21 protein-coding genes and 1 pseudogene are annotated in these 26,967 nt (G+C 69.4%); 14 read left to right on the forward strand and 8 right to left on the reverse strand.

Annotated elements, in window-relative coordinates; genetic code table 11:
• Window positions 1-7 precede the first annotated feature (7 nt).
• On the forward strand, window positions 8-859 hold the full coding sequence (locus AB0B94_RS22105; RefSeq protein WP_357283071.1) for a sugar phosphate isomerase/epimerase family protein: 852 nt from the start codon (window positions 8-10) through the stop codon (window positions 857-859).
• An 82-nt stretch (window positions 860-941) separates the two neighbouring features.
• Window positions 942-3,335 (forward strand): RICIN domain-containing protein, encoded by a 2,394-nt coding sequence (locus AB0B94_RS22110; RefSeq protein ID WP_357283074.1) that lies wholly within the window; start codon window positions 942-944, stop codon window positions 3,333-3,335.
• Between the two features lie 64 nt (window positions 3,336-3,399).
• On the opposite strand, the pseudogene AB0B94_RS22115 reads toward AB0B94_RS22110, so the two are convergent.
• Both AB0B94_RS22115 and AB0B94_RS22120 read right to left on the reverse strand, forming a co-directional pair.
• A pseudogene (locus AB0B94_RS22115) lies at window positions 3,400-4,374 on the reverse strand (family 43 glycosylhydrolase); the annotation flags it as partial.
• A gap of 54 nt (window positions 4,375-4,428) precedes the next feature.
• Entirely contained in the window at window positions 4,429-5,454 is a 1,026-nt protein-coding gene (locus tag AB0B94_RS22120; RefSeq protein WP_357283076.1) for a LacI family DNA-binding transcriptional regulator, read from the reverse strand.
• 372 nt (window positions 5,455-5,826) lie between these two features.
• On the opposite strand from AB0B94_RS22120, the gene AB0B94_RS22125 reads away from it, so the two are divergent.
• The 8 genes from AB0B94_RS22125 to AB0B94_RS22160 all read left to right on the forward strand — a co-directional run bounded on the left by AB0B94_RS22125 (window position 5,827) and on the right by AB0B94_RS22160 (window position 17,287).
• Complete coding sequence (locus AB0B94_RS22125; RefSeq protein ID WP_357283080.1) at window positions 5,827-7,182, forward strand: extracellular solute-binding protein; 1,356 nt, start codon at window positions 5,827-5,829, stop codon at window positions 7,180-7,182.
• Complete coding sequence (locus AB0B94_RS22130) at window positions 7,179-8,132, forward strand: sugar ABC transporter permease (protein ID WP_357283083.1); 954 nt, start codon at window positions 7,179-7,181, stop codon at window positions 8,130-8,132. The genes AB0B94_RS22125 and AB0B94_RS22130 overlap by 4 nt, the downstream gene beginning before the upstream one ends.
• Window positions 8,129-8,953, forward strand: a complete 825-nt coding sequence (locus AB0B94_RS22135) for a carbohydrate ABC transporter permease (RefSeq protein ID WP_238666868.1) — start codon at window positions 8,129-8,131, stop codon at window positions 8,951-8,953. The genes AB0B94_RS22130 and AB0B94_RS22135 overlap by 4 nt, the downstream gene beginning before the upstream one ends.
• 3 nt (window positions 8,954-8,956) lie before the next feature.
• On the forward strand, window positions 8,957-10,111 hold the full coding sequence (locus tag AB0B94_RS22140; RefSeq protein ID WP_357283087.1) for a serine hydrolase domain-containing protein: 1,155 nt from the start codon (window positions 8,957-8,959) through the stop codon (window positions 10,109-10,111).
• Window positions 10,112-10,334: 223 nt separating this feature from the next.
• The gene (locus tag AB0B94_RS22145; RefSeq protein ID WP_357283089.1) at window positions 10,335-12,863 is read left to right on the forward strand and encodes a glycoside hydrolase 43 family protein; all 2,529 of its coding nucleotides are present in this window, start codon (window positions 10,335-10,337) and stop codon (window positions 12,861-12,863) included.
• Between the two features lie 203 nt (window positions 12,864-13,066).
• Complete coding sequence (locus AB0B94_RS22150; RefSeq protein WP_357283093.1) at window positions 13,067-15,487, forward strand: family 43 glycosylhydrolase; 2,421 nt, start codon at window positions 13,067-13,069, stop codon at window positions 15,485-15,487.
• Between the two features lie 28 nt (window positions 15,488-15,515).
• Window positions 15,516-16,148 (forward strand): hypothetical protein, encoded by a 633-nt coding sequence (locus AB0B94_RS22155; protein WP_357283095.1) that lies wholly within the window; start codon window positions 15,516-15,518, stop codon window positions 16,146-16,148.
• A 59-nt stretch (window positions 16,149-16,207) separates the two neighbouring features.
• Window positions 16,208-17,287, forward strand: a complete 1,080-nt coding sequence (locus tag AB0B94_RS22160; protein ID WP_357283097.1) for a hypothetical protein — start codon at window positions 16,208-16,210, stop codon at window positions 17,285-17,287.
• A 61-nt stretch (window positions 17,288-17,348) separates the two neighbouring features.
• Here AB0B94_RS22160 and AB0B94_RS22165 read toward each other — a convergent pair whose 3' ends face one another.
• Window positions 17,349-18,662 carry a hypothetical protein gene (locus tag AB0B94_RS22165; RefSeq protein ID WP_357283099.1) on the reverse strand — a complete coding sequence of 438 codons (1,314 nt, stop codon included), beginning with the start codon at window positions 18,660-18,662 and terminating at the stop codon, window positions 17,349-17,351.
• Between the two features lie 415 nt (window positions 18,663-19,077).
• Between AB0B94_RS22165 and AB0B94_RS22170 the strand changes: the two genes are divergently transcribed.
• A complete protein-coding gene (locus AB0B94_RS22170; protein ID WP_357283102.1) occupies window positions 19,078-20,631 on the forward strand; it encodes a polysaccharide lyase family 1 protein in 1,554 nt (517 codons plus the stop codon).
• A gap of 147 nt (window positions 20,632-20,778) precedes the next feature.
• Here the strand turns inward: AB0B94_RS22170 and AB0B94_RS22175 are convergent, their stop codons facing one another.
• The 5 genes from AB0B94_RS22175 to AB0B94_RS22195 all read right to left on the reverse strand — a co-directional run bounded on the left by AB0B94_RS22175 (window position 20,779) and on the right by AB0B94_RS22195 (window position 24,623).
• Window positions 20,779-22,089: a radical SAM protein gene (locus tag AB0B94_RS22175; RefSeq protein ID WP_357283105.1), complete on the reverse strand. Its 1,311-nt coding sequence runs from the start codon at window positions 22,087-22,089 to the stop codon at window positions 20,779-20,781.
• 61 nt (window positions 22,090-22,150) lie between these two features.
• Window positions 22,151-22,555, reverse strand: a complete 405-nt coding sequence (gene sodN / locus AB0B94_RS22180; protein ID WP_357283698.1) for a superoxide dismutase, Ni — start codon at window positions 22,553-22,555, stop codon at window positions 22,151-22,153.
• Between the two features lie 99 nt (window positions 22,556-22,654).
• Complete coding sequence (locus tag AB0B94_RS22185; RefSeq protein ID WP_357283108.1) at window positions 22,655-23,467, reverse strand: inositol monophosphatase family protein; 813 nt, start codon at window positions 23,465-23,467, stop codon at window positions 22,655-22,657.
• 68 nt (window positions 23,468-23,535) lie between these two features.
• The gene (locus AB0B94_RS22190; RefSeq protein ID WP_357283110.1) at window positions 23,536-24,051 is read right to left on the reverse strand and encodes a hypothetical protein; all 516 of its coding nucleotides are present in this window, start codon (window positions 24,049-24,051) and stop codon (window positions 23,536-23,538) included.
• Window positions 24,052-24,170: 119 nt separating this feature from the next.
• Window positions 24,171-24,623: a hypothetical protein gene (locus tag AB0B94_RS22195; protein WP_357283112.1), complete on the reverse strand. Its 453-nt coding sequence runs from the start codon at window positions 24,621-24,623 to the stop codon at window positions 24,171-24,173.
• A 226-nt stretch (window positions 24,624-24,849) separates the two neighbouring features.
• Between AB0B94_RS22195 and AB0B94_RS22200 the strand changes: the two genes are divergently transcribed.
• The 3 genes from AB0B94_RS22200 to AB0B94_RS22210 all read left to right on the forward strand — a co-directional run bounded on the left by AB0B94_RS22200 (window position 24,850) and on the right by AB0B94_RS22210 (window position 26,958).
• Entirely contained in the window at window positions 24,850-25,614 is a 765-nt protein-coding gene (locus AB0B94_RS22200) for a GNAT family N-acetyltransferase (RefSeq protein WP_357283115.1), read from the forward strand.
• Window positions 25,615-25,648: 34 nt separating this feature from the next.
• Window positions 25,649-26,371, forward strand: coding sequence for a tetratricopeptide repeat protein (locus AB0B94_RS22205; protein ID WP_357283117.1), 723 nt, complete (start codon window positions 25,649-25,651; stop codon window positions 26,369-26,371).
• Between the two features lie 119 nt (window positions 26,372-26,490).
• Window positions 26,491-26,958, forward strand: coding sequence for a hypothetical protein (locus tag AB0B94_RS22210; RefSeq protein ID WP_357283120.1), 468 nt, complete (start codon window positions 26,491-26,493; stop codon window positions 26,956-26,958).
• The last annotated feature ends 9 nt before the right edge of the window (window positions 26,959-26,967 follow it).

Raw genomic sequence — 26,967 nt, forward strand, 5'->3', positions numbered from 1 at the left:
GAGTCCGATGTACGCCATCGGCGTCAACCCCTGGGTCTGGGCCTCGCCGGTCGACGACGAGGCCCTGGCCGAGCTGATTCCGCGGATCGCCGCGTTCGGCTTCGACGCGATCGAGTTGCCGATCGAGCAGCCCGGCGACTGGGACCCGATCCGTACCCGGGACCTGTTGGCGGCGCACGGCCTCGTCGCCGCCGGTGTCTGCGCGGTCACCCCGCCGGGGCGGGACCTGGTCGACGCGGCACCGGCGGTCGTCGAGTCGACGGTGGCGTACCTCAAGGGCTGCGTGGCGAGCGCGGCGGCCGTCGGCGCTGGTTGCGTCGGCGGCCCCGCGTATGCCTCGGTCGGCCGCACCTGGCGGATGTCGGCGGCGGCCCGCGCGGCCTGCTACGCGGATTTCCGGCGGGCCCTGGCGCCGGTAGCCGAGCAGGCCGGCGAGGTGGGCGTGAGCATCGGTGTCGAGGCGTTGAACCGCTACGAGACGAGCGTCGTCAACACCATCGAGCAGACGATCGAGTTGATCGACGGGCTACCGCCGAACGTCGGCATCATGATCGATACGTACCACATGAACATCGAGGAGGCGGACCCCTACGCGGCCCTCGCGGTCGCCGGCCCGCACATCAAGCACGTCCAGGTCAGTGGCACCAACCGGGGCGCTCCCGGCGCTGACCACTTCGACTGGCCCCGCTTCTTCGCCGTCCTGCGGGACACCGGCTACCAGGGCGCGATCTGCATCGAGTCGTTCACTGCGGAGAACGATGCCATCGCCACCGCCGCGGCGATCTGGCGTCCGTTGGCCCCCTCGCAGGACCGTCTCGCCACGGACGGCCTGCGTTATCTCCAGGAGATCCTCGGATAACCGCCCCCGACCAGCCACCCCCCGCACTGGTCGGGGCCGTTGCACCACCCCCACCCCGTTCTCACGTCAGGAGCACCGTCCCGTGTCCTCGTCCCTTTCGTCGCTGCGCCGACTGCTGGCCGGCGCCGCCGCGACAGCGGTGACCGCAGTGGTCGCGGTGACCGCCTCGGCCTCCCCGGCCCTCGCGGCCACCACCACCCTCTACGCGTCGCCCTCCGGCACCGGCACCACGTGTTCCGCCAGCCAACCGTGTTCGTTGAGCGCCGCCCAGAGCGCGGTGCGGGCGATCAACAGCGCGATGTCCGGTGACATCGTCGTCGAGTTGGCGAACGGCGCCTACCGGCTCTCGTCGCCGCTGCGGTTCACAGCCGCCGACTCGGGCAACAACGGCTATCAGGTGATCTGGCGGGCGGCCTCCGGCGCACGTCCGACGATCACCGGCGCCCGGGCGGTCACCGGCTGGTCGCTCGTCGACTCCGGCAAGAACATCTGGCGGGCCAACGTTCCCGCCGGGCTCGACTCCCGTCAGCTCTACGTCAACGGGGCCGTCGCCACCCGGGCGCGCACCGCCGTGAACCGTTCCGACTTCACCTTCACCACGTCCGGCATGCGGTTCACCAACAGCGCGCTCAACTACCTCAACAACCTCGGCAACCAGAACCGGGTCGAGGTGGAGAGCGTCGGCTCGTTCACCGACCGGTACTCGCCGGTGCAGAGCATCAGCGGCAACTTCCTGACGATGCAGCAGCCCGCCTGGAACAACAACACCTTCGGCTTCGACACGCTGTCGCGCCCGCACCGGGCGGGCCCGTTCTACCTGGCCAACGCGTACGAGTTCCTGGACTCGGCGGGGGAGTGGTATCTCAACCCGAGTAACGGCCAGCTCAACTACATCCCGCTCAGCGGACAGAACATGAGCTCGGTCAGCGTGGAGCTGCCGCAGTTGCAGTCCCTGGTGAACGTCGGCGGCACCTACGACGCGCCCGCGCACCACATCTCGTTCAGCGGGATCACCTTCACCGGCACCAGCTGGCTCGGCCCGAGCAGCAGCAACGGCTTCGCCGACCAGCAGACCGGCGCGCACATCGTCGGTTCCTGGGCCCGCCCGTCGGACGCGCTGACCTCCTGCCAGGAGGGTTGCCCGCTGTTCGAGGCCACCCGCCCGAGCTGGGCGCAGATGCCGGCCGCGGTGCAGGTCTCCGCCGCCAACACCATCAGCTTCAGTGACTCCCAGTTCGTCAACCTCGGGCAGACGGCCATCGGCATCGGCAACGACGCCAACGCCCACGCCAGCGGCGTCGGCCTGGGGGCCAACAACATCACCGTCACCCGCTCGGAGATCGCCCGCAACTCCGCCGGTGGCGTCGTGGTCGGCGGCGTGCGCGCCGACGCCCACCACCCCAGCGACCAGCGGATGGTCAACCGCAACGTCACCATCAGCAACAACAAGGTGCACGATCTCGGTCTGGAGTACCGGGGTGTCGTCTCGATCCTGACGACCTACGTGAACACCTCGCTGGTCTCGCACAACGAGGTCTACAACATGCCGTACACCGGTCTGTCGGTCGGCTACGGCTGGGGCGCCAACGACGCCGGCGGTAGCCAGCACTACGCCAACCGTGGCCTCTACAACTACCAGCCGCGGTACACGACGGCGACCACCGCTGCCAACAACCAGGTCGTCGGCAACTACGTGCACGACGTCATGCAGCAGATGACCGACGGCGGGTGCATCTACACGCTGTCGGCGAACCCCGGTGGGTCCATCACCCAGAACTACTGCCTGCGGACCAACGGCTGGTTCGGGCTCTACTTCGACGAGGGCTCGCGCTACTACACCGCCCGTAACAACGTGTTCTCCTCCACCGGCACCTGGGCGACCGCCAACTACTACTACGCCGAGAACATGGGCAACTTCACCGTTACCAACAACTGGTCGACCAACGGCAGCACGAACGTGACGAACGGCGACCGCGGCAACGTGGTCAACAGCAACGTCACTGTCAGCAACGGCAGTTGGCCGTCGGGCGCGCAGACGGTGATCAACACGGCTGGCGTGCAGAGCGGCGGCAGCACCAACCCGACGAACGTGCAGATCGTGGGCGCCCAGTCGGGCCGCTGCGCCGAGATCGGCAACTCCAGCACGACAAACGGCACGCAGGCCCAGATCTGGGACTGCATCAGTAACGTCGCCAACCAGCGGTGGACCCACACCGCGAGCCGGCAGCTCATGGTCTACGGCACCAAGTGCCTGGACGCCTCCGGCCAGGGCACCACCAATGGCACCGCAGTGGTGATCTGGGACTGCAACGGCGGCACCAACCAGCAGTGGAACGTCAACGCCAACGGCACGATCACGGGAGTGCAGTCGGGTCTCTGCCTGGACGCCAACGGCGCCGCTACGGCGAACGGCACGAAGTTGATCCTCTGGGCCTGTAGCGGCGGCACCAACCAGCAGTGGCAGCTGCGCAGCTGATCCAGTAGCTGGACACCGACGGGTCCGGGCCGGGGCGTGACGCCTCCGCCCGGACCCGTCCGGTTCAGCGCGCCACGTTCGCCCTCGCCGGGTCCACCGTCAACCCGGTGGTGGCCTGGTAGCGGACCGGGATGGGATCGGTGATTTCCCCGACGAACGTTTCGTCGACGTGGTCGAGGAAGCCGATGAGGGACCAGCCGTCGGCGGGTCCGGGGACCAGCCGGGGCGCGTACAGGTGCGGGTGGGCGAACGGCTGGGCGGACTGGATGTCCCACGGCCCGAGGGTGGTCTCACCGGTCGCCACCCAGATCCGGTGCTCGTCGTGCCGAGCGCTGCCGGTGGCCTCGGCGGAGAAGAGCAGCAGCGGCTGCCCGTCGAGGACCGCCACCTGGGGCACCTCCAGGTGACCGAAGCCGGCCGGCGTCGACAGCGGCGGCGCGACGGTCCAGGTGACCAGGTCGGTGGAGGTGGCGTGGCCGACGACGCCACGGGTGTTCGCCGGACCGGTGTTGGCGCGGGCGGTGATGAGCATGTGCCACCCCTCGCCGTCGGGGTCGGGAAACACCCACGGGTCACGCCACGCCTGCTCGTACCACAGCTCCTTGTCCAGCAGCTCGTACCAGGTGGGGTCGGCCTGGACGACCGGTTCGGCGCCGTGCCGGTGCCAGGTCACGAGGTCGTCGGAGACAGCAAGTCCGATGCGTTGGACGAGCCCGTCCTCCGCACGACTGACCCCGGTGTAGAAGAGGTACCACCGTCCGTCCGGCCCGTGGACCGTGCAGCCCGTCCAGGTCGCCAGGTCGTCCCAGCTGGGCGCGTCGGCGGGGACCACGGCGTCGGAGACCAGGCGCCACGAGCGCAGGTCCGTCGAGACGGCGTGGCCGATGCTGGCCCGGCGGTGGCGGCGGTGCGGGTCGTGCAGGGCGCGGGACGCGCGCAGGAAGAACACGTGCCAGAGGCCGTTGTCGTCCCGCGCGTACCAGCTGTCCCACACCCAGTGGTCGGGTAGACGAAGCATGGACGGAAACCTAGCACTAAACCGTTTTAGCGTCGGTCAGAGCCAAACCGTCGGCACGGCTCGGAGGGCCGGTGGTCAGCCGGCCGGTGGCGCGAGGGACCGGCGTCGGCGCAGGGGCATCGAAACGAGCGAGGGTTCGGCGGCGCCCCCGTCCAGGAGCAGCTCGACAGCTCGCCGCCCCATCTGCTCGTGCGGTAGCGCGGTGGTGGCCAGGCTGGGACGCAACCAGGCGGCGATCGGGTCGTCGTCGAACGAGATGACCGAGATGTCCTCCGGGACGGTCAGCCCCGCCTCGCCGAGTGCCTGGTAGGCGCCGAAGGCCAGCCGGTCGTTCATGCAGATGATCGCGCTGGGTCGCTTCGGCTTGCCCAGCAGGCTGCGCATGGCCGCGTACCCGTGCTCGGGCAACCACTCGGTGCAGAAACACTCGGCCAGGAGGCGGACCTTCGCCTCGTCCAGCGTCTGTTGGATGCCGTGCAGGCGGGCGCGGGCGGCGAGGGAGACCTCCGGGTCGTCCTCCTTGAGTCGGTTGCGCCCGATGAGCGCGATCGCGTCGCGGTGGCCGAGCTCCAGCAGGGCGCTGGCGACGGAGCGCCCGGCCCCCTCGTCGTCGGGGACCACGCTGGGCAGGCCGTCGGGGCTGGTGGCGTTGAGCAGCACCACCGGGCCGCCGAGGATGGCCGCGGGCACCGTCAGCCGTCGGGTCGCCATCGCCGCGTAGATCACCCCGTCGACCTGCCGGTCCAGGACGGCCTCGATGGCGTACTGCTCGAAGGTGGCGTCGCCCTGCGTCTCGGTGATGAGCAGGACGTGGTCGCGTTCGCGGGCCGCGTCGAGGGCGCCGCGGATGAGGTCGCCGGCGAACCGGGTGGTGGCCACGATGTCGGAGACGAACGCGATGGTGGCCGTCTTGCGGGTGCGCAGGCTGCGCGCGGCGAGGTTGGGCCGGTAGCCGAGTTCCTCGGCGGCGGCGAACACCCGCTGGTGCGCCTCGGCCGAGAGTCGGGTGCCCTCCCTGCCGTTGAGCACCATCGACGCGGCGGTCTTGGACAGCCCGGCTCTGCGCGCGACGTCGGCGAGTGTTGCTCTGTTGCGGCCCATCAGTCCTCCGAATCAGGCGCGGTGCCACAGGCGCCGCTCCCGCCCATCATGATGCGTCGCCGTCCGGGAACGAGCGCCGGTCACGTCGGCATGGTGTGAACCCGACGTTTCCGCACCGTTGCCAAGTTGTCCTTGACAGCTCCCCGTGCCACGCGCATGCTCTGCTAAATCAGTTTAGCGACCACTTCTGGTGCATCCAGAGGCGCCTTCGGTGGCCGTGCCCGGTTCTTTTCTGCTGACGGTACGGGTGCTGCGCCCGGGCGACAGGTCACGGCGTACGTGTCGTGGCGGCCACCCGGTCGCGGTGGTCCCGGTGGAGCCGTCGCGCGGCCGTGGGTCGCGGGACGCGTGGAGATGTCAAGGAGTCATGAAATGGCAGAATTGCTGACAAAGTTTCCGCGACGGAGAACTGTGCTCCTCGCGTCGCTGCTCGCGGTCGGGATGACCGCGACGGCCTGCAGCGCGCCGGGCGAGGACCGGTCGTCGACCCAGAAGTCCGATGCCGCCGTCAAGACGGAGCTGGGCACCGACCCGATCACCCTGGACATGTACGCCGAGACCGGCTTCCCGCTGGCCAAGGCGTTGGCCGACGAGTTCTCCAAGCAGCACTCGAACGTCAAGTTCAACATCCGTGAGGACCAGTTCACGGTGATCGTGGAGAACGCGCCCCGGGTGATGGCCTCGGACAACTCGCCCGACATCATCCGGCTCCCGACCATGGTCGACCTGGTCAAGGACGACCTGCTGAAGAACCTCGACCCGTACTTCACCGCGTACGGCTGGGACAAGTTCCCCGCCTCGCAGCTGATGCAGTTGCGCGTCGGCGAGAACACCCGGGGCACCGGCTCGCTGTACGGCATGGGACTCGGCTACAGCGTCACCGGCGTCTTCTACAACAAGAAGCTGGCCAGCCAGATCGGCATGACCCAGCCGCCGGCCACTGTCGCCGAGTTCGAGGAGCTGCTGGCCAAGGCGAAGACCGGCGGGGTTCAGCCGATCATGCAGTTCAACAAGAACACCGCGGGCATCAACTTCCCGCACCAGGCGCTACAGAACCAGTTCGGCGACCCGACCCAGGTCGCCGACTGGATCTTCCAGAAGCCGGGCGCCACGTTCGACACCCCGGCCGCCCTGAAGGCCACCCAGACCATCCAGAAGTGGGCCCAGGCCGGCTACTTCACCAAGGACGCCAACGCCCTGGACTACGCGGGCATGGTGGGGGAGTTCCAGAAGGGCAACGGCCTGTTCATGTTCAACGGCGACTGGGAGTCGGCCAACCTCGACAAGTCGATGCCCGGCAACGTCGGCTTCTTCCTCTTCCCCACCGAGTCTCCCGGTGCGAAGCACGTGGCGATGTCCGCCCCCAACACATTCGGCGTCTCCGCCAAGGCCAAGAACCCGGACGCCGCCGCGTACTTCCTGAACTGGGTGCACACCAACGCCAAGGCCCGCGAGATCTCGGTGACCGTCGGCGGCTCCAGCCCCGGCGGCCCGAGTGACCTGCCGGTGCCGAGCGCCGCCCCGAACACGGTGCTGGCCGAGACCCTGAAGGCGTCGCAGCAACTCGGCGCGGAGAACGGCGCTGTGGACTTCACAGCGAACGCGACCGGCGGCATCTTCGCCGCCGCGATCACGCCGGAGATGCAGAAGCTGATCGCCGGTCAGCAGACGCCCGAGGGGTACGTGAAGGCGGTCCAGGCCGAGTATCAGAAGGAACTGTCCCGATGACGTCTGCCCTCGGCAGCGCACCAACCGGGCGTGACGATCGTCGGGCCCGCCCCACCCCCACGCGGGCCCACCGATTCCGGTGGGCCCGCGCGGCCGGGACCGGCTGGTTGTACGTCCTGCCCGCCCTGGTGATGTACGCGGTGTTCGTGCTGCGCCCGCTCGTCCTGACGCTTCAGTACTCGCTCTACGACTGGAACGGCATCGGGGTCGCCCGCTGGGTGGGCCTTGACAACTACCTCACCGTCTTCACCGACAGCGACCTGCTGAAAATCATCGGCAACGCGATAGTGCTGATCGTCTTCTTCAGTTTCATTCCCGTCGCGCTGGGGCTGTTGGTGGCGAGCATGGTTCGCCGGATCACCACCGGCGCGTTCGGCACCGTCGTCCGGACCATCCTGTTCCTGCCGCAGGTCATCCCCCTGGTGGCGGCGGGCATCGCGTGGAGCTGGCTGCTCTCGTCGAACGGCCTGGTCAACCAGGCGCTGCGCGCGGCCGGGCTGGGTGGCGTCGCCCGCGCCTGGCTCGGCGACTTCGACACGGCGCTGCCCGCCGTCGGCGTCATCGGGGCCTGGGTCCTGCTCGGCCTCTGCACGATTCTGCTGGTCACCGGCATGAGCAAGATCGATCCGGCGTTGTACGAGGCCGCCCGCCTCGACGGCGCCGGTCCGGTCCGCGAGTTCCTCGCCGTGACTCTGCCCAGCTTGCGCCAGGAGATCGGCGTCTGCCTGACCGTCACGATCATCGCGGCGCTGGCGAGCTTCGACATCGTCTACATCTCCACCAGCGGCGGCCCCGGCCTCCAGACCACAGTGCCGGGCCTGGAGATCTACCGGCTGGCCTTCTCGCAGCGGCAGGTGGGGCTCGCCTCGGCGCTCGCTGTAGTGCTCATGCTGCTCGTGCTGGCGTGTGTGCTGCCGATCCAGCGCCTGAGCCGAGGGGAGAAGCCGTGAACCTGAGCCGACGCGAACAGCTGACCGGCCGGGTGTTCCTGATCGCCCTGATCGTCGTCACCCTGCTGCCGTTCGTGAGCATGCTCTCGGCGGCGTTGCAGCCCCGGGGCACAGTGCCCAGCGGCCTGGAGTGGCCGTCGGACCCGCAGTGGGGGAACTTCGCCGACGCCTTCACCGCCGCGAACATGGGCGCTCTGCTCCGCTCCAGCCTGCTGATCGTGGCCGGTGTCGTACCGGTGTCGGTGCTCATCGCGACCATGGCCGGCTTCGGGCTCGGTCAGCTGCGGGTCCCCGGTGGCCGCCTCGTCTTCGGTCTCTTCCTGCTGGGTCTGACCCTGCCGTTCGAGGCCGTGGTCACGCCGCTCTACTACCAGATGCAGGACCTCGGGCTGCTCAACACCCGCTGGGCCATCATCCTGCCGCTGATCGGGCTGTACATGCCGTTCGCGGTGTTCTGGATGCGGGCGCACTTCACCAACGTGCCCGTCGAGTTGTCCGAGGCGGCCCGGGTCGACGGCAGCAGCACGTGGCAGTTGTTCTGGCGGGTCCAGGTGCCGCTCGCCCGGCCGGCGATCGCCTCGCTGACGATCCTGATGTTCCTCTGGACGTGGAACCAGTTCCTGCTCGCCATCGTCCTCGTGGACGACGCCAGCAAACGCACGATGGCCGGGGCGCTCGGAGCGTTCCAGGGCCAGTGGGGCACCGACCTGGTGCTGCTGTGTGCCGGGTCGCTGCTGATCCTCACCCCGACCCTCATCGTGTTCCTGATCTTCCAGCGACAGTTCATCAAGGCCCTGATCCAAGGGTCAGTGAAGGGGTAGGCAGTGGTCACACAGCCGCAGATCCACGGCGACGTCGACGATCGCTTCGGGCGCGTCGCCGACGTCTTTCGCGACAACTTCACCTCCCGGGGAGAGGTCGGCGCCGCGGTCACCGTCTACGCGCGGGGCCGCAGGGTCGTCGACCTGTACGGCGGGGTGGCCGACACCCGTACCGGGCGGCCGTGGGACGCGCACACGCCGGTCGTCGTCTTCTCCTGCACCAAGGGGATCCTGGCGATCTGCGCCTACCTGCTGGCCCAACAGGGCCGGCTCGACCTCGACGCTCCGGTGACGCGCTACTGGCCGGAGTTCGGACAGCACGGCAAGGCGGACATCCCGGTGCGCTGGCTGCTCACGCACCAGGCGGGTCTGCCCGCTGTGGACCGACCGCTGACCCTCGACGAGGTGCTGGCGTGGGATCCGGTGGTCAAGGCGATCGAGGCGCAGGCCCCGCTGTGGGAGCCGGGTACGGCGCACGGGTACCACTCGATGACCTACGGCTGGCTGGTCGGCGAGGTGATTCGCCGCATCACCGGCCAACTGCCCGGCGCGTTCTTCGCCGACACCGTCGCGGACCGGCTCGGGCTGCACACCTGGCTCGGGTTGCCCGCCGCCGAGAGCGACACCGTCGCCTGGGGCCTGGCACCGCCCCCGGACGCTGACCCGTTCGTGGACCCGGTCGCCGAACGCGGCATCACCATGGGGGGCGCCTTCGCCTTCCCCGCCGACGCCGACGGCCTGGTCAGCTTCAACGACGACGCCATCCGGGCCGCCGGTGTTCCCGGCGCGGGCGCGGTGAGCACCGCCGAGGGCCTCGCACGCCTGTACGCCGCCTGTGTGTCGGACCTTCAGGGTGGAGCACTGCTCACGGCGGCCTCGGTGGACGACGCGGTGGTCGTCCGCTCAAGTGGCCAGCAGCGACACGGCCCGCCGGACTCAGGGCAGCGCTGGGGGACCGGCTTCCTGCTGCACTCGCCACCGGCTCGGCCGTTACTGGGGGAGCGCAGCTTCGGTCACGACGGCGCGGGCGGGAATCTGGCCTTTGCCGACGCTGAGCACCAGGTGGGGTTCGGCTACGTGGTCAACCAGATGCGTGGGATGGGCGACGAGCGCGCCAACCGCCTCACCGCCGCCGTCCGCTCCTGCCTCGAAGCCTGACCTCCGGCGCCCCCGCGCCACCTCGGTTGATCATGAAGTTGTTGCCCTGACACGCCGTGGGCGGTGGCAACAACTTCATGATCACCGAGGCTGGGGGTGGTGCGGGGTGAGGGTCCACTGTGGAGGGTGGGTGGTGTTACGGGGATAGTTCGGGCACGTTTCATTGATAGTCTTGACAGGCGTTGTTAGCGATAACACTATGGCCTTCACGCCGCTCTCGCGTTTGGAGCTCGTCTTGGTCGTGTCGGTCCGCTCGGGTGTCCTGAACATCGCCCGCGAATCCGCTGTGAACAGCCTGAACGCCGCCACCAACCACGCCAGCACCACGTTGACCCGACTGGCGTCCACAGTGCTCGCGGATCGTCTCCGTTCACTGTGCGCGCTCGCATCGACGGCCGTTCTGGTCGGTGCGATCCTGGTGGCCACGCCCGCCGCCGCGCACGCTGCCGACGGATGGTCGCCCCGATCGTCGTACACCTCGACCGACACCGGCGCCGGCACCTACTCAGTGCCGCTGCTCAACGCCGACGTGCCGGACATCAGCGTCGAACGGGTGCCGGCCGCCGAGAACGACGAGGGCCGCGACATCTACTACATGATCAGTACGACGATGCACCTGAGCCCTGGTGCGCCGATCATGAAGTCGTACGACCTCGTCAACTGGGAGATCGTCAACTACGTCTTCGACCGGGCGAGCATCGGCGACTCCTTCTCACTGCGCAACGGCCAGAACTCGTACGGCCAGGGCCAGTGGGCGTCGTCGCTGCGCTACCACGACGGCACGTTCTACGCGGTCTTCAACACCAACAACCTCAGCGGGGCGTACCTCTACCGCACCGACGACATCGAGAACGGCCCGTGGCAGCGCACCGCCCTCGGCCGCGGCCTGCACGACCCGTCGCTCTTCTTCGACGTCGACGGCACCCCGTACATCTTCTACGGCTCCGGCGGCACCAGCGCCGTACGCCTCAACGCCGGCCTGACCGCCATCGCGCAGGACTACCCGAACATCTTCACCGCCGGCAACTACGCCGGGCAGCCGTTCATCGGCGGCCTGTTCGAGGGCGCCCAGGTCTACCACATCGACGGCTGGTACTACGCCGTCATCATCACCTGGCCGTCCGGGCAGGGCCGCCAGGTGGTGATGTTCCGGTCGAAGGACCTGCTCGGGCGCTACACCTCGGCCGGTGGGGTCAACACCTACGAGGCGCGCGGAGTGCTCAACTCCAACGGCTTCGCGCAGGGCAGCCTGGTGCCGATCAGCCGCGCGGGCGGCGGGACCGACTGGCACGGCATGTTCTTCCGGGACACCTTCCCCATCGGTCGGATCCCGGCACTCATCCCCGCCACCTGGCAGAACGGGTGGCCGACCTTCGGCACCAACGGGGTCGTACCCGTGAACGGCCTGTTCGACAAGCCGATCCGGCTCAGCCCGGCCGAGGAGCTGTTCGAGCGGCAGAAGAGCATCGTCGCCTCGGACGACTTCGCCAACGACGCGCCGCACAAGGCGTACCAGGACGAGCAGTGGACGGTCCCCGCGCCGCTCGACCCGGCGGAGATCGCCCCCAACGGGTCGCGGCTGGACCTGGCGTGGGAGTGGAACCATGCCCCGGACAACCGGTACTGGTCACTCACCGACCGCGACGGCTGGCTGCGGTTGACGGCCGGCTCCGTGGTCACCGGCCAGTACGTCTACACGAAGCTGTCCAACCGGGCCGAGCTGGCGTGGTTCGAGGAGGCACGCAACACGCTCTCGCAGCGGACGTTCGGGCCACGACAGTCGGTCCAGACCCGGATGGACATCTCCGCTATGAAGAACGGCGACGTCGCGGGCCTGGCGGCCTACAACCGCGGATTCTCGTACGTGGCGGTCAAGCGGGTCGGTGACGTCAACACCCTCGGCGTCGTGAACCGATCGCAGCCGTTCGCTGTCGACCTCGACCAGTCGACGCTGGAGAACTTCGTCGCCGGCACGACAGTGTCGCTGGGCGACGCGAGCGAGGTGCACGTGAAGGCGGACCTCGACTTCTCCTCGTCGGTCGGGCAACTGTGGACGACGTTCTACTACAGCCTCGACGGAATCCAGTGGACCCGGCTCGGCAACCGGGTGGGCCCGCAGACGCTCGACGGCAGCCTCGCCCACTTCATGGGTCACCGGGTGGGCCTGTTCAACTACGCGACCCAGGAGACCGGCGGGCATGTCGACTTCGACGACTACCTGCTCAGCGACGTGCTGACCGCGCAGGCCCGGCCGCTGGACACCACAGCCCTCGACGCGGCAGTCGCCCACGCGCAGACGCTCGACCCGCGCCACTACCCGGCCGACGCCTGGGCCGCGACGCAGTCCGCGCTGGCGGCGGCGACTGCGGCACGGGCCGGCCAGTTCGGCACCCAGAACCAGATCGACGCACCCGAGCGGGCACTCAGCTACCAACTGGCCCGACTCGCGGTGCTGGCGGCGCTGCCGGTGACGGCCACCGCCCAGGCGCGTTGCCTGAGCGGCAGGACCTACCTGGCGGTGCAGGCGCGCAACGACTCGGACGAGCCGGTCGACATCACCGTCGAGACCCCGTACGGAAACCGGTCGTTCGCCGCCGTCGGGCCGGGGGCGACCGTCTACCAGTCGTTCAACACCCGCGCGTCGTCGGTGCCGGCCGGCTCGGCGACGGTCCGGGCCACCGGGGCGGTCGCCGGCCGGGACGTGACCACCGTCCACGCCGCCCAGCACGCCGCCAACACCTGCCACGGATAACCCCACCACGAGCCCTCGGCTCACCGACCAGCACCACCGGCGACGGTCGCGCGGCGCGGAACAGCGGACCTGTCCCGCGCTGCCGGCCACTGTCGGACCGGTGGCGGCCGTCGACCCCCTGATGTCCGGACCACCCACGGAAGCGCACCCACCGATCCCCCGTACACCGATGACCGCACGTCAGAGATGAAGGAGGATGTCTCGTGGAACAACGAATGCGACGGGCGACCCGAGGACGGGTCGCAGCGCTCGCGACGGTCGGCCTGATGCTGACCACGGGGTTCGTCGCCCCGGCGGCGCCGGTCCAGGCCGCCGACACGAACCTCGTCGTCAACGGCGGGTTCGAGGACGGCCTGACCAACTGGTTCGTCAACAACGGAAACGCCGCCGACGGCGCCCAACTGTCGGCCACGTCGGACGCCTACTCCGGCGCGAACGCGGCGCTCGTCACCAGCCGGACGACCACCGGGTCCGGCCCGATGCAGGACCTCAGCGGCAAGGTGCAGGCCGGCCAGGCGTACACCCTCACGGCCCGCATCAAGTACGAGAACGAGAGCGGACCGGCGACGAAGCAGTTCTTCGCCACCATGCACTACGGCGGCGGCACCTACACCAACCTCGTCAGCGTGACGGCGACGAAGGGCCAGTGGGCGCAGTTCAACGGAACGTTCACGATCCCGACGACGCAGAGCGTGTCAACGGCGCGCCTGTTCTTCGAGACCCCGTGGACGAGCACGCCGTCCACCGACCCGGCGGTGCACCTGATGGACTTCAAGCTCGACGACGTGTCAGTGATCGGCGCCGCGCCGCCCGCGCCCGCGTCGAAGACCATCGAGGTGGTCGGCAAGCTGCCCGGGGAGCACAACCCGTTGATCGGGCACAAGTTCGGGGCTGACGGTTTCGGCCTCGTGCACGACGGCCGGGTCTACATGTACATGACCAACGACACCCAGGGCTACGCCCCGAACCCGAGCACTGGCGTCTCGCCGGGGATCAACTACGGCGACATCAACCAGATCACGGTGATCTCCTCCGAGGACCTCGTGAACTGGACGGACCACGGTGAGATCCAGGTCGCCGGCCCCAACGGGGTGGCCCCGTTCACCGCCAACTCGTGGGCGCCGGGCATCACCAAGAAGGTGGTGAACGGGGTGGAGAAGTTCTTCCTCTACTACGCCAACGGCGGTGGCTCCAGCAACGTGATCACGGGTGCGTCGCCGCTCGGCCCGTGGACCAGTGAGCGCACCAGCACGCTCATCGACGGTCGTACCCCCGGCGCCGAGGCCGTCGCGTGGAAGTTCGACCCGGCCCCGTTCGTCGACGACGACGGCCAGCCGTACCTGTACTTCGGTGGTGGTCCCGCGTCGACGAGCATGCCGCCGGCCGAGCGCTTCAACAACCCGAAGAACATCCGGTCGATCGAACTCGGCGACGACATGGTCTCCACCGAGGGAACGGCCGCTGTGGTCGACGCCCCGGTCGCCTTCGAGGCGGGCCACGTCTTCAAGCGCCAGGGCAAGTACTACTTCTCGTACTCCTCGCACTTCGGCGGGAACGACTTCGGCGGCAGCCAGCAGCCGCTCCCCGGTTACCCAGGGGGTGGCCAGATCGGCTACATGATCTCCGACGGGCCGATGTCGTGGCCGAAGGAGACGTACGCCGGGGTGCTCTTCCCCAACCAGTCGCAGTTCTTCGGGGCCGGCACCGGTGGCAACAACCACCAGTCGGTGTTCGAGTTCGGGGGCAGGTACTACTTCACGTACCACGCCCCGACACTGAACAAGCGCATCAACGGCAACACCACCCAGGGGTACCGCAGCCCGCACATCCAGGAACTGACCTTCAACCCGGACGGCACCATCCAGCAGGTCGTCGGCACCTACGCCGGCGTCGAGCAGGTCCGCGACTTCGACCCGTACCGCGTCTTCGAGGCCGAGACCTTCGGCTGGAGCAAGGGCGTCGCGACCACGAAGGTCGAGGGCAGCTCCGCCCAGTTCGGCGGCGCGGCACCCAACCTCGTGGTCCGGGACATCGACAACGGGGACTGGACGGCGCTGTCCTCGGTGAACTTCGGCGACAACGGCGCGCAGAGCCTGACGGCGCGGGTGCGTGCGCTCGCCGCCGGCGGGCAGATCCAGGTCCGGTTGGACGACGTCGACGGTCCCGTCGTCGGCACTGCCACTGTGGACAGCCCGGTCGGCCAGTGGGCCGAGGTGACCGCCGAGCTTGCCGGTGTCAGCGGCGTGCACGACGTCTACTTCACCTACACCGGCCCGGCCGGCGTCGACCTCTTCGAGATCGACAACTGGGCCTTCGCGGCCGCCAGCCTCGACCTGCCCGTCACGGTCACCGCCTCCACGCGGTGCGTGGGCGGCAAGGCGTACGTGACGGTGCAGGCGCGCAACGACCACGACGCGCCGGTGGGCATCACCCTTGAGACGCCGTACGGCGAGCGGTCGTTCACCGCCGTCGCGCCGGGCGCGAACGCGTACCAGTCCTTCAACACCCGGGCCGTGTCGGTGCCGGCGGGTTCGGCGAACGCCCGGGTGACCGGAGCGATCGGCGGACACGACGTGACGACGGTCCGCACCGTGCAACACCCCGCCGGCAGCTGCGGCGGATAACCCCCTCATGGCGGAGAACGGAGATCACATGAACACATACAAACGGCGGCAGACACTCGCGGCCGGCGTCGTCGGCGCCGTGCTGACCGGGGCGGCGGTGCTGCCGTCGCCCGCGCTGGCCGAGCCCGGTGACGACGCCAGCGTGCGGGTCACTGTCGACATCGACGAGATCAGGGAACCGGGCGTGCTCGCCCTGTCGATCGCCGGCGACGCCGTCGCGCTGTCCGAGGACGGCTCGACACTGCTGGTTCGCCAGTTCGTCGGCACGCTGCCGACGGTGACTGTCACCGACACCCGGGTCGCCGACGAGGTGCCCGACGGCGCCAACTGGGCGGTGCTCGGCAGCGCCACCGACTTCGCGGGCGCCACCGGTCAGGCGCCGATCACCGCCGACCACTTCGGCTGGAAGCCGCGCCTGCTCGACGGCGGGGAGACCGGCCTGGTCACCGAGGGCGAGGAGGTGGTGACCAGCCTGGACGAGGCGACCCAGCCGGGCAACAATGTCGGCCTCGTCGACCAGGAGCTGCTGGTCTCGGCCTTCGACTCCGAGGCCGTCGCCAGCGACTCGTACTCGGTGAACGCCGACCTGTACCTGCGGACCCCCGCTGAGGTCGCCGCCGGCGCGTACAGCTCCACGCTCACGCTCTCACTGTTCGAGTAGTGGCCTGGGCGGGGGCCCGGATCGGGCCCCCGCCCAGCCCCGTGCCGAAGGGCCGTCTCATGACCGTCACCCCGCTGCGCCGCGCGCTCGTCGTCCTCGCCGTCGCGTCCCTCGCGGTTGCGGCCGCGCCGAGCGCGGCGGCGGCGGAACCGGACCCGAAGGCCCTGACCTGGACGGTCCAACCGGCCACCGCGAGCGGGCCGGACCAACGCCGATGGATCAACGCCAGCCTCGACCCGGGGCAGGCGGTGACCGAACACCTGGCGGTACGCAACTTCAGCCGCACCGCCGTCGCCTTCTCCCTGAAGGCCGCCGACGGCTACCTCACCGACAAGGGCCGTTTCAACATGCTGTCGTCCGAGCGCCCCTCCGTCGACGGCGGCACCTGGATCGACGTGCAGGAGAAGGTCACCGTCGGCCCCAACGAGACACGGGTGGTGCCGTTCACCATCACGGTGCCCCGGGGCGCCACACCGGGCGACCATCCGGCCGGCATAGCCGCTACCGTCACCAGCACCGGCGGGACTGTCAACGTCGAGAGCCGCGTCGGCTTCCGGGTGATGCTTCGGGTGAACGGCTCCGCGCAGGCCGCCCTGGCCGTGCGGGGCCTACGGGCGACGTACTCCCCGTCGTGGAACCCCTTCGCCGGTGGCACGGTGCGGGTCCGCTACACAGTCGAGAACGACGGCAACGTCTGGGTCAGCGGAACGAGTCGGGTGGCGATCTCCGACCTCCTGGGCCGGAGCGGCCACGACGCCACCAGCGCCGTCGAGGAGTTGCTGCCCGGCGGCGCTCGGACGGTGCAGACCCGGGCCGACGGCGTCTGGGCCCTGGGGCGCCTGCGCACCACAGTCAGCACCTCGCCGACGCTTCTCGGCGACGGCCAGGCCGGGGCCGACCTCCGACCGGCCTCCGCCACCGTCACCACCTGGGTCGTACCGTGGGCGCAGCTCGCACTGTTGGCCCTGCTCGCCGGCCTGCTCCTGGGGCTGCGGGCGGCCTCCCGGCACCGGCGGCGTCGGCTGGCCGGGCTGCTGGCCCGCGCGAGGCAGGAGGGCCGGCAGGAGGGTCAGGAGTCAGTGCTCGTCGGGGGCGCGCCCGCTGCTGTCGAGCCCGACGCGGGCGACGCCCGCCGGTGACCCGTCGGCGCGAGGACACCACGCTGCCGGGTCGCGGCGAGGCGTCGCCCGGTCCACGGCCTCAGGGCCTGGACTGGTCCAGCAGCCAGCGCAGGATGCCGGCGTCCTCGTAGGTCGGTCCGAACGCCGCGTGGTAGTCCGGCAACGAGAAGGCAGCGTCGGCGTACTCGGTGTAGCGCACCAGGTCGGCTGCCTGCTCCGGCGTCTTGCCCCGGGCGGCGTACGCCTGGCGCAGCACTGACGTGGAGTTACGCGCGCCGGAGACGTTGAGCAGGTGGTCGTGCTCGCCGTGCGTGATCCACACCGGCACCTCGGCCGCCGCGATGGCGCTCGCCTGGGTGGCATTGACCGGGAAACCACCGGTCACCAACCCGCCGGCGAACAGGTCGGGACGCTTGGCGAATGCCTCCCAGAGCAGCTGGGAGCCGTACGAGACGGTTGTCGCGTACACCCGACGGGTGTCCACCGAGAACTGCCCGACGAACTGGTCGAGCAGCTTGACCAGCAGGTCCGCCTCGGCGACACCACCGACCCGCTGGTGCTGGGGTGCCAGGACGATCACGTCCTCGCCGCTGCCGGTCCACCGCGGCTGGAGCCACGCTGTCGCCGGGATGTCGGCGGCGAGTTGGACGCCGAGGTTGTCACCGTCCCAGCCCATGCCGTGGCCGGGTAGGACGACCATCAGTGGGTATCTGCGGCCCGGCTGGTAGTTCTTCGGCAGGTGGTAGTGGTACGGCAGCACCATTCCGCCACTCAGGAGCGAGCCGTAGGTGAACTCGTCGACCAGTTGGTTGACCGGCTTCTCGGTGACCGGACGCGATTCGCGCGGGGTGGCCCGGGCGAGCACCGGCCCCTTGCCGGCCCCACGGCCGGGCTGGCCGTGCACGTCCTTGCGCTGCACGACCCGGGTCGGCAGCTCCGGATTGACTTTCACGGTGCAGAGGAACGTCGGGCACTTGGAGACGATGACCGTCGAGCCGCCGGTGTCGGCGGGGTCGAGTTCGACGATGACGTATCTGCCCGGCGCCGATCGGTGGTCGGCGCGGGTGCCTGGTGTCCCGTTGGTGTAGGTGTGGGTGACGGTCCGGTCGGCGAGCTTCGGCAGGTCCTCGATGGGGTTGAAGCGGAAGTTGTAGATGGTGTCGGTCACCGAGAAGGTGGCGGTGTCGAGGGTGCGGGGGTTGACGGTGGCCCCGTACTCGATCGCCACCGCCGAGACCTTCTGGCCGTAGGTGTAGACGGTGGTGATCGGGGTGATGCTGCGGATTCCGTCGGTGGCGCCCCGGCTGTCGCTCGGGCTGCCGTACGCGGTGCCGGAGGCGCCGGCCAGGACGAGGGTGGCGGCGAGCGGGATCAGTGACTTTCGCAGTCTCATGCGGGTCCTTTCTCGGGGGGTGGAGCCCTCAGCAAGCGATCCGCCCGGGGACCGGGAGTGGGACGGGTCGGAGTCAGCCGGTCGCTAAACTGATTTAGCAGAGCATCGGTGGCGGGCTCGGCGGTGTCAATACCGAGCGCTGCAACAAACCTGCAAGCGTCAGCTATTGCGTTCAGGGAAACCGCTTTCCTACGATTGCGTTACATCGATGTTTCATATGACGGTCGGGCGAGCGATGTCACCGGACACACTCCGCTCACACGACACAACCCTGCTTCTACCAGGGCGCGAGAGACGTTGATGAAGACTCCGCGATTGACTGCCGCCAATTCCTGAATGCCGTCCGCAGGCGGGTGTGGTCGCGATGTCCGTCGATTAGAAGCCGGTAACGAGACGAATGCGAAGGTGAGACGACATGAGACGACCAGTTGTGCTGCGACGCCAGGCAGTGCTGGCCGCAGCGGCCGTGGTGATCGCGGTCGGGGTGGTGGCCCTGCCGACCCCGCAGGCCTCCGCGGCCGTCGGCAGCGCCACCGGCTACGCCACCCAGAACGGCGGGACCACCGGAGGCGCGGGCGGGCAGACGGTACGGGCCACCACCGGCACGGCGATCCACGCGGCTCTGTGCGGTCGGACCAGCAGCAGCACCCCGATCACCATCGAGGTCAGCGGGACCATCAACCACGGCAACACCAGCAAGGTGTCGGGGTCGAGCTGCAACACAGCGGCGGGCGTGATCGAGCTCAAGCAGATCAGCAACGTCACCATCATCGGGGTCGGCAGCGCCGTCTTCGACCAGCTCGGCATCCACATCCGCGACTCCAGCAACATCATCATCCAGAACGTGACGGTGCGGAACGTCAAGAAGTCGGGCTCGCCCACCTCCAACGGTGGGGACGCCATCGGCATGGAGAGCACTGTCCGCAACGTCTGGGTCGATCACGTCACCCTGGAGGCCTCGGGCGGCGAGTCCGAGGGGTACGACGGCCTCTTCGACATGAAGGACAACACCCAGTACGTGACGCTGTCCTACAGCATCCTGCGCAACTCCGGGCGCGGCGGCCTCGTCGGGTCCAGTGAGAGCGACCTGTCGAACGGCTTCATCACGTACCACCACAACCTCTACGAGAACATCGACTCCCGTACGCCGCTGCTGCGCGGCGGGGTCGCCCACATCTACAACAACCACTACGTGAGCCTGCACGAGTCCGGGATCAACTCCCGGGCGGGGGCCAGGGCCAAGGTGGAGAACAACTACTTCCGCGACTCCAAGGACGTGCTGGGCACCTTCTACACGAACGAGCGCGGTTACTGGCAGGTCGCCGGCAACGTCTTCGACAACGTGACCTGGTCCAGCGCCGGCAGCGAGAACTACCCCGCCGGCCCCAACCCGACCTCCAACACCACTGTCAGCATCCCGTACTCGTACCGCCTCGACGGGGCGAGCTGTGTGCCGGACATCGTCCGTCAGACGGTCGGCGCCAACACGGGCCTGAAGGTGTCAGACGGCAGTTGCTCGCCGCAGACCCCGCCGCCCACCACCGCGCCGCCGACCACGCCGCCGCCCACGACCCCGCCGCCCACCACGCCGCCGCCCACCGGCGGGACCAACCTGAGCCTCGGCGCGGGCGCCGACGGCTCCAGCAAGGCCAGCGGGACCAGCTACGGCAACGTGCGGGACGGCGATCTGAGCACCTACTGGTCGCCGGCCGGGTCGACCGGCACGATCTCGATCAAGTGGGGCTCGGCCACCAGGGTGTCCCGGGTGGTGATCCGCGAGCCGTCCGGAACCCAGGGCTCCATCGGGTCCTGGCAACTGGTCAACAACGACAACGGGGCCGTCCTGGCCTCCGGCAGCGGAGCAGGTTCGATCACCTTCCCGGCCACCGCGATGAGCAAAATCAACTTCAGGATCAACAGCTCCAGCGGTACGCCCCGGGTCGGTGAGTTCGAGACGTACGCCAGCTAGACGGATGTGGCTCGGCCGACCGCTGTCGGTCGACCCTCGTCGGGGCCGGATGCGCTGCTGAGCGGTATACCCCAGAGGCATATTCATGCCGCTGAGGTATACCGCTCCTCGGCGGATCCAACCGGGCGGGTCAGCCGAGCGCGTCCGTCACGAGTCAGTGGACGCCAGGGTGTCCATGAAGGAGCTGACCGAGAAGACCGCCCGTCCGGGCCCGGCCGGGCCGTACCCGGGCGGGCTGGACAGGCCGTGGGCGTCCATCGTCGCCCGGTACGCCTCCAGCAGCCGGACGTGGTATTCGAGCGGCGCGCCCTGCGGGTTCGTCCGGCCCAGCGGGGTGGTGGGCTCCGGGCACCAGGTGGTGAACCGGGGCGTGATCCCCCGGGACATGAAGTAGTCAAGCCCCTCCGTGGTGGAGTCGATCGCCTCGTCGACGCTGGTGAAGCCGTGCGGGGCGGCCATCTCCACGCCCGCCACGAAGTTCGGGATCACGTTGCGCGGGCCGAACACCTCGGCGGAGTCGAGGATGCGCCGGTGCCACTCCTCCCGACCGACGTAGCGCTCCTTGCCCGGGCAGTACAACTCGAACAGCCGCTTGTCCCACACCTCGTAGTTGGGGTGGTAGATGCGGATTCCGTAGTCGTGGAACCGCTGCACATCGGCTCGGGGCAGCGCCTGGGCCACGACCTTGCCGATCCACCGTCCCGGAAAACGCTCCTCGATGGCCTGCGCGTACCGGCCGTAGAAATCGGCCTCGGCCAGCCCGTTGACCTGCGAGGTGATGCTGCCACCGGTCAAGGTGTACGCCTGCGACGCGCGATCGACGTCGTGCCGGTCGATGATCTCCAGGGCCTCGAGGACCTCGTCGACGGGCTTGACCCCGGTGTAGGGCCGGCCGGCCTGCTTGTGCTGGCGCCAGTTGTGGTTGATGTCGCAGTACTGGCACTCCTCCTTGGCGCCGAAGTACTGGCAGACCCGGAACGCGGTCAGGTAGATCAGGTAGCCCCACTGGATCGTCGGGGCGACCTCCATCACCGACTTGCCGTTGGCGAGCGTGTGGCGGTAGTACGCCGGCATGGGGGGCAGCCCGACATCGGCGATCGGCCGGCCGTCCAGGAACAGGCGCAGTCGACCGTCGCTGTCGGTGCCGACGCGGTACGGCGAGCTGGGGTTGGTGCGGACCGACACGACGGTACGACGCAGGTCGTACGGACCGCCGGTGAGCACGATCTCCTCCGGTGGCCGGCGCAGCGCCGCCGTCCCCAACTCCGGGAGCGTGCGGTGGTCGAAGGAGAAGATGAAGTACGACTTCGGCTTGACGTCGCCGTGCTCGTTGTCGGTCAGTGCCGCGTCGTCGAAGGCGAGCCCGCCCCGCAGCAGGTCCTCCTTGAGGACCGCCTCCCGTGGCACGTGTGGGAAACGGCCCATCAACTCTTCGACGAGGTCGGTGCGCGACGTCATGCGGTTCCTTTCGGACGCGGTACGCCGGACCGGGTGGCAGGTGCCACCCGGTGCCGGTCGATCAGCTCTGCTTGGTCTCCCAGAAGATCTTCGAGATCTCCTCGATCTTGCCGAGGAGCTGCTCGGCGACCGCCGGGTCCGCGGCGCCCTTCGCGCCGCCGGCACCCGCCAGCTTCGTCGCCTCGTTGAAGAGGCTGTGCAGCTGGGGGTACTTCTCGAAGTGCGGCTGCTTGAAGTAGTCGGTCCACAACACCCAGAGGTGGCGCTTCACCAGCTCGGCGCGCTGCTCCTTGATGAGCAACGCGCGGGTGCGAAACTCCGGGTCGTCGCTGGCCTGGTACTTCTCGGAGATCGCCTTGATCGACTCTGCCTCGATGCGGGCCTGCGCCGGGTCGTAGACGCCACAGGGGAGGTCGCAGTGTGCGCTCGCGACGGTACGCGGGCGCAGAAGGCGGGACAGGTTCATCGGGATCCCTTCGACGGTGGTGCTCAGCTGACGTGGGTCCGGGCGCGGCGGCCCTGACGTGATCATCTAGGGACGCTAGAACCTCAACCGCACTTCATGTCAAGGCCGGGTCGATCGCGAGCCCTGTTTCCGGACGAGCGTCAGCAGGGCGGCGTGCGTCCGCTCGTCGGCGGCCACGACGAGACCGTCCCCACCGGTGTGCAGCGGCTGACCGTCGAGCCCGGTGACCACACAGCCGGCCGCTTGGCAGAGCGCGATTCCGGCCGCGAAGTGGACGCTGTTGCGCAGGTCGTGGCGGTCCGTCAGATAGGCGGCGCGGCGACCGGCGGCGACCCAGGCCACGGCCAGGCTGGTGGAGACCACCCGGGGCCGGAACTGCTCGAGGAAGCCCTCGTCCGTGAGCAGACGGGCGGCCAGGAAGACGTCCCGGTTGGGAAAGGGCGGGTCGAGATTCAGGTCGACGAGCGTCGACTCGGCCGAGGGGACGAGTCGCTCGTCCGTGCCGGCGCCCCGGACGTACGCGGCGGTGCCGTCGGTCCAGAACACCTCGGCGGCGAACGGGTCCACCGAGGCCGCCACCGTGACGTCCGACCCGACCCGCAGGGCTACGTTGACCGAGGCCAGCATGGTCCGCGCGGCGAAGTTCAACGTTCCGCACAGCGGATCGACCAGCCAGGTGCGCCCGTTGTCGCCGGTACCCGTACGCCCGCTCTCCTCGGCCACCACCGCGTCGCCCGGACGCGCCGCGCGCAGCACGTCGAGGATGGCCCGCTCGGCCTCGACGTCGGCAGCGGTGGCGAAGTCAGCGCCGGCCTTCATGACGCGCGTCAGTTCCGAGCCGTACCGCAAGCGGACGACTGCGCCCCCAGCTTCCGCCGCCTCGATGGCCAGCGCCTGGTCTGTGATCGACATGCCCGAACCATAGGAGCCGTGCAACGTCGATGACAGCCCCGCACCCGGGCCGTGGGCCACCGGGCCGGTCAGTCCGACAGTTCGATGATCGGTAGGTGACTGACGACCGCTGTCATGATCATGGGAGCGTCACCGTCACACTGGTTGACCGAGACAGCTACCCACCGGCCCTCGGTCACCGTCGGCCCCCAGACCGTCAGATCGCCGAAGCAGTCCCTGTCGCTGAGCGACTGGAACAGCGCCGGCATTGGCGCGCCGGCCTGATGCCGAAACAGCGGCACCCGCATGGAGACCCTGCGGTGCGCACCCCACCTCCGGTCCAACTCCGCTACGACGAGGGCCAGGTTCGCCTCGGCGGCCTCCTCGGCCTGGTTCCATTCGGCGCCGTACACACCGGTCAGCGCCTCGCTCTCCCAGAGCGGGGCGATCCGGAAACCCGCACCCCGGGTGCCGGTCCACTCACCGGTGGCCGGGTCGCCCTCGTCGACCGCGACACCGTCCGTGGGCAGGTCCGCGGCGAGCAGCGACTCGATGTCGGACACCGTCCGACCGGCGTCGAACGCCTCGCCGGCCCGGCCGGTCACCGGGGGACTCCTCGTAGCGCTGGCGGCCCGTACCGCATCGTCCGCACCACCCGTCTCCGTCGGCTCTCCGGCCCTCGATCATCGCACCGTGGGCCAGCCGACGAGGGGGCGGGCGTCGGTCAGGAGATCGCCTTCTGCACCAGCTCGGTGAGCTTCTTCTCCACGGCCGGGCTCCACTGCTGCAACGCGTACGCCACCGGCCAGAGGTCCCCGTCGTCGAGGTTGGCCGGGTCCTGGAAGCCCACTGTCGAGTACCGGTAGTTGAACTTGCCGGAGTCCTGGAAGAAGACGACGATCTTGCCGTCCTCGTTCGCGTAGGCGGGCATCCCGTACCAGGTCTTCGGCGTCAGGTCGGGGGCGGCGGCGGTCACCGTCACGTGCACGCGCTCGGCGAGCGCGCGGTCCTCCGGCTCCATCTGCGCGATCCGGTCGAGGACGGCTTGCAGCCCGTCCGCCTTCTTGGCGCCCTTCTTGCCCTCGGCGCGCAGCTCGGCGGCGCGCTCCTTCATCGCGGCCCGCTCCTCGGCACTGAAGCCGTCGGACCCGGTCGTGGTGGTGGTCTTCGCGGACATTGTCGGGCTCCTCTCGTCATCTGGCCCGGCGCGCTGCCGACTGCCTGGGGAAAGGCTAGGCCGGGCGGCTCTCGCGAGCTTCTCGATTCCTGACCGTTCGACGACCGCCCTCCTGCCGGTGAGGTGCAGCTGCGGGGTGACCTCGGCCTCTCGAAGGTGCTCACCAACCCGCCCGGTGGCTAAGTTGCTGGGCGAGGGCGAGCAAGCGTTCCGGGGGGAACCAGACATGAGCACCACCACAGCCGACCGGATGGCGACGGCGTACTTCGACGCGATCCACCTCCTCTGCCAGCTGACGCCGAAGGGCTGGTACGCCGAGCGGGGCACTGCTCGTGCGTTGCTTACCCACGCCAACGTTCCGACGCTCAACGGGGTCCTCGAGACGGCCACCGAGCCGGATCTCGCGGCCATCGACGAGTTGGCGACCGAGGTCAGCCGGCAGACACCGCACTGGTCGATCATCATTCGCGGTGCGGCGAGCGACGACGTCGCCGAACTAGCGGCCCGGCACGGGCTGCGCGCACGCAGCGACCTCCCCCTGATGGCCTGCGCCACCGACGAGATCGTCTTCCGGGCCGGCTCGGCCCAGCAGGCGCTGGTCCGCCGGGTCGGCACCGCCGAGAGCGACAGGTACACCGACGCGCTCACCTGGAGCTTCGAGGCGCCCGACGGCGCCTTCGGCCCGCTGATGGGCGGCGCGGTGCTCGATAGCGACACCATCACCGGGTATCTGGCGGAGGAGTCCGGAAGCCCTGTCGGCACCGGGCTCGGAATGCACACATCCGGCGTGATCGGGGTGTTCAACATCGCCGTCGTACCGTCCGCCCGGGGTCGTGGGCTGGGCCGGGCGCTCACCGAGGCGGCGCTGCGCGACGGCATCGCCGACGGCGCGGACGCCGCGTACCTGCACGCCAGCCCGATGGGTCGACGGCTCTACGAGGCGATGGGCTTCGCGCTCGTGGAGACCTGGACCGTCTTCCAGGCGGCCTGACGGGCGAGACCGGCCAGAGGGAAGAGGAAGACCTGTGACCTTCAGCGAGAACGTCCGCTCGGCCTTCCGGCGGGGCGAGACCGACGCCGTGGTGCGGATGAGCGAGGCCGAGATCGAGCGGGCCCAGGCGGCCGGTGACCCGGCGGGTGAGGTCGAGGCCCGGTACAGCCTCGCCCGGGTCGCCATTCGCGGCGGTGACCTGCCGGGCGGAGCGGCCCGGGCGCGGGAGGCACTGGAGGTGGCGCTGCGCTCCGGCGACCGGGCCCTGGAGGAACGGCCGAGGCACGTGCTGGCTGGCGTCGCGCGGATGTCCGGCGACCTGCTCCGCGCCCGGGACCTGTACCGGGAGAGCATCGCGCTCAACGAGGCGCTCGGCCAACCCGAGACGGTCAACTCCGAATATCACAACCTCGCGTTCTGCGAGCTGGGGCTGGGCAACCTCGACGTGGCGCGGACGCTGTTCGCCGAGAACCGCGAGCGGGTGTTCGACAACGGGTGGGCCGACTTCGTGCCGTACGTCTGCGTTGCCGGCGCCGCGCTGGCGACCGCCGAGGGGGATCACTCCCGCGCGGCCCGGATGATCGGCGTCGCGGATGCCGCGTTCGCGGCGCTCGGCCAGGTGCCGGACCCGGACGACGCGGCGGACCTCGCCCGGATGCGCGCCGCCGCGACCGAGGTGCTCGGCCCGACCGACTTCGACGAGAAGTACGCCGTGGGCCAGCGCCTCGAACCGCGGGCAGCGTTCGGCACCGACTGACCGGCACCGACCGTCGCCTACTCGTTCGACAGCGGTCCTGCCTCGTTCGGGACAGATCCGCACCGTTCCGTACACGGTGCTGGCTTGTTGAGCGTGTGTGGCGATGATTGGTTCGCCTCATGTCAGTCAAGAGAGCAACACGCCCAGCTTTCATCGTGGCCCTGGCGGCCCTCTTCGTCCTGCTCGCCGGCGCGCCGGCCGCAGCTACCATCGCGACGCCGGCCGGCTGGCCGCCCGACGTCGTGGACTGCGTCGACGCGCCGGGCGCCTCCGCCAGCTCGTCCTCGCCGGCCCAAGCCTGCTTCCGGGCTTACGGCGACCAGATCTGGGTCTACGACCGCGACACGCCGTACGCGGCCATCGGGATCTGGGAGAACCAGCTCTACTACGGCGGGACCTGGCACAACTACCGCAGCGGGGACTGCCAGAACCTCGAAGGCGAGGGCGAATGGGGAGTCTGCAACTACGACTTCTACGAGGACGGCACGACTCACCGCTACAACGATCAAGGCAGTCGCGTGCGGTTCCGGGCGTGTGGGGCCTGGGGCTGCTCCGGATGGTCGTCCTGGTGGCGTAACAACAACTAGTGCCGGCAG

Origin of the sequence: Micromonospora sp. NPDC048986, from assembly GCF_040649335.1 — a bacterium.
Lineage (GTDB): Bacteria > Actinomycetota > Actinomycetes > Mycobacteriales > Micromonosporaceae > Micromonospora > Micromonospora alfalfae.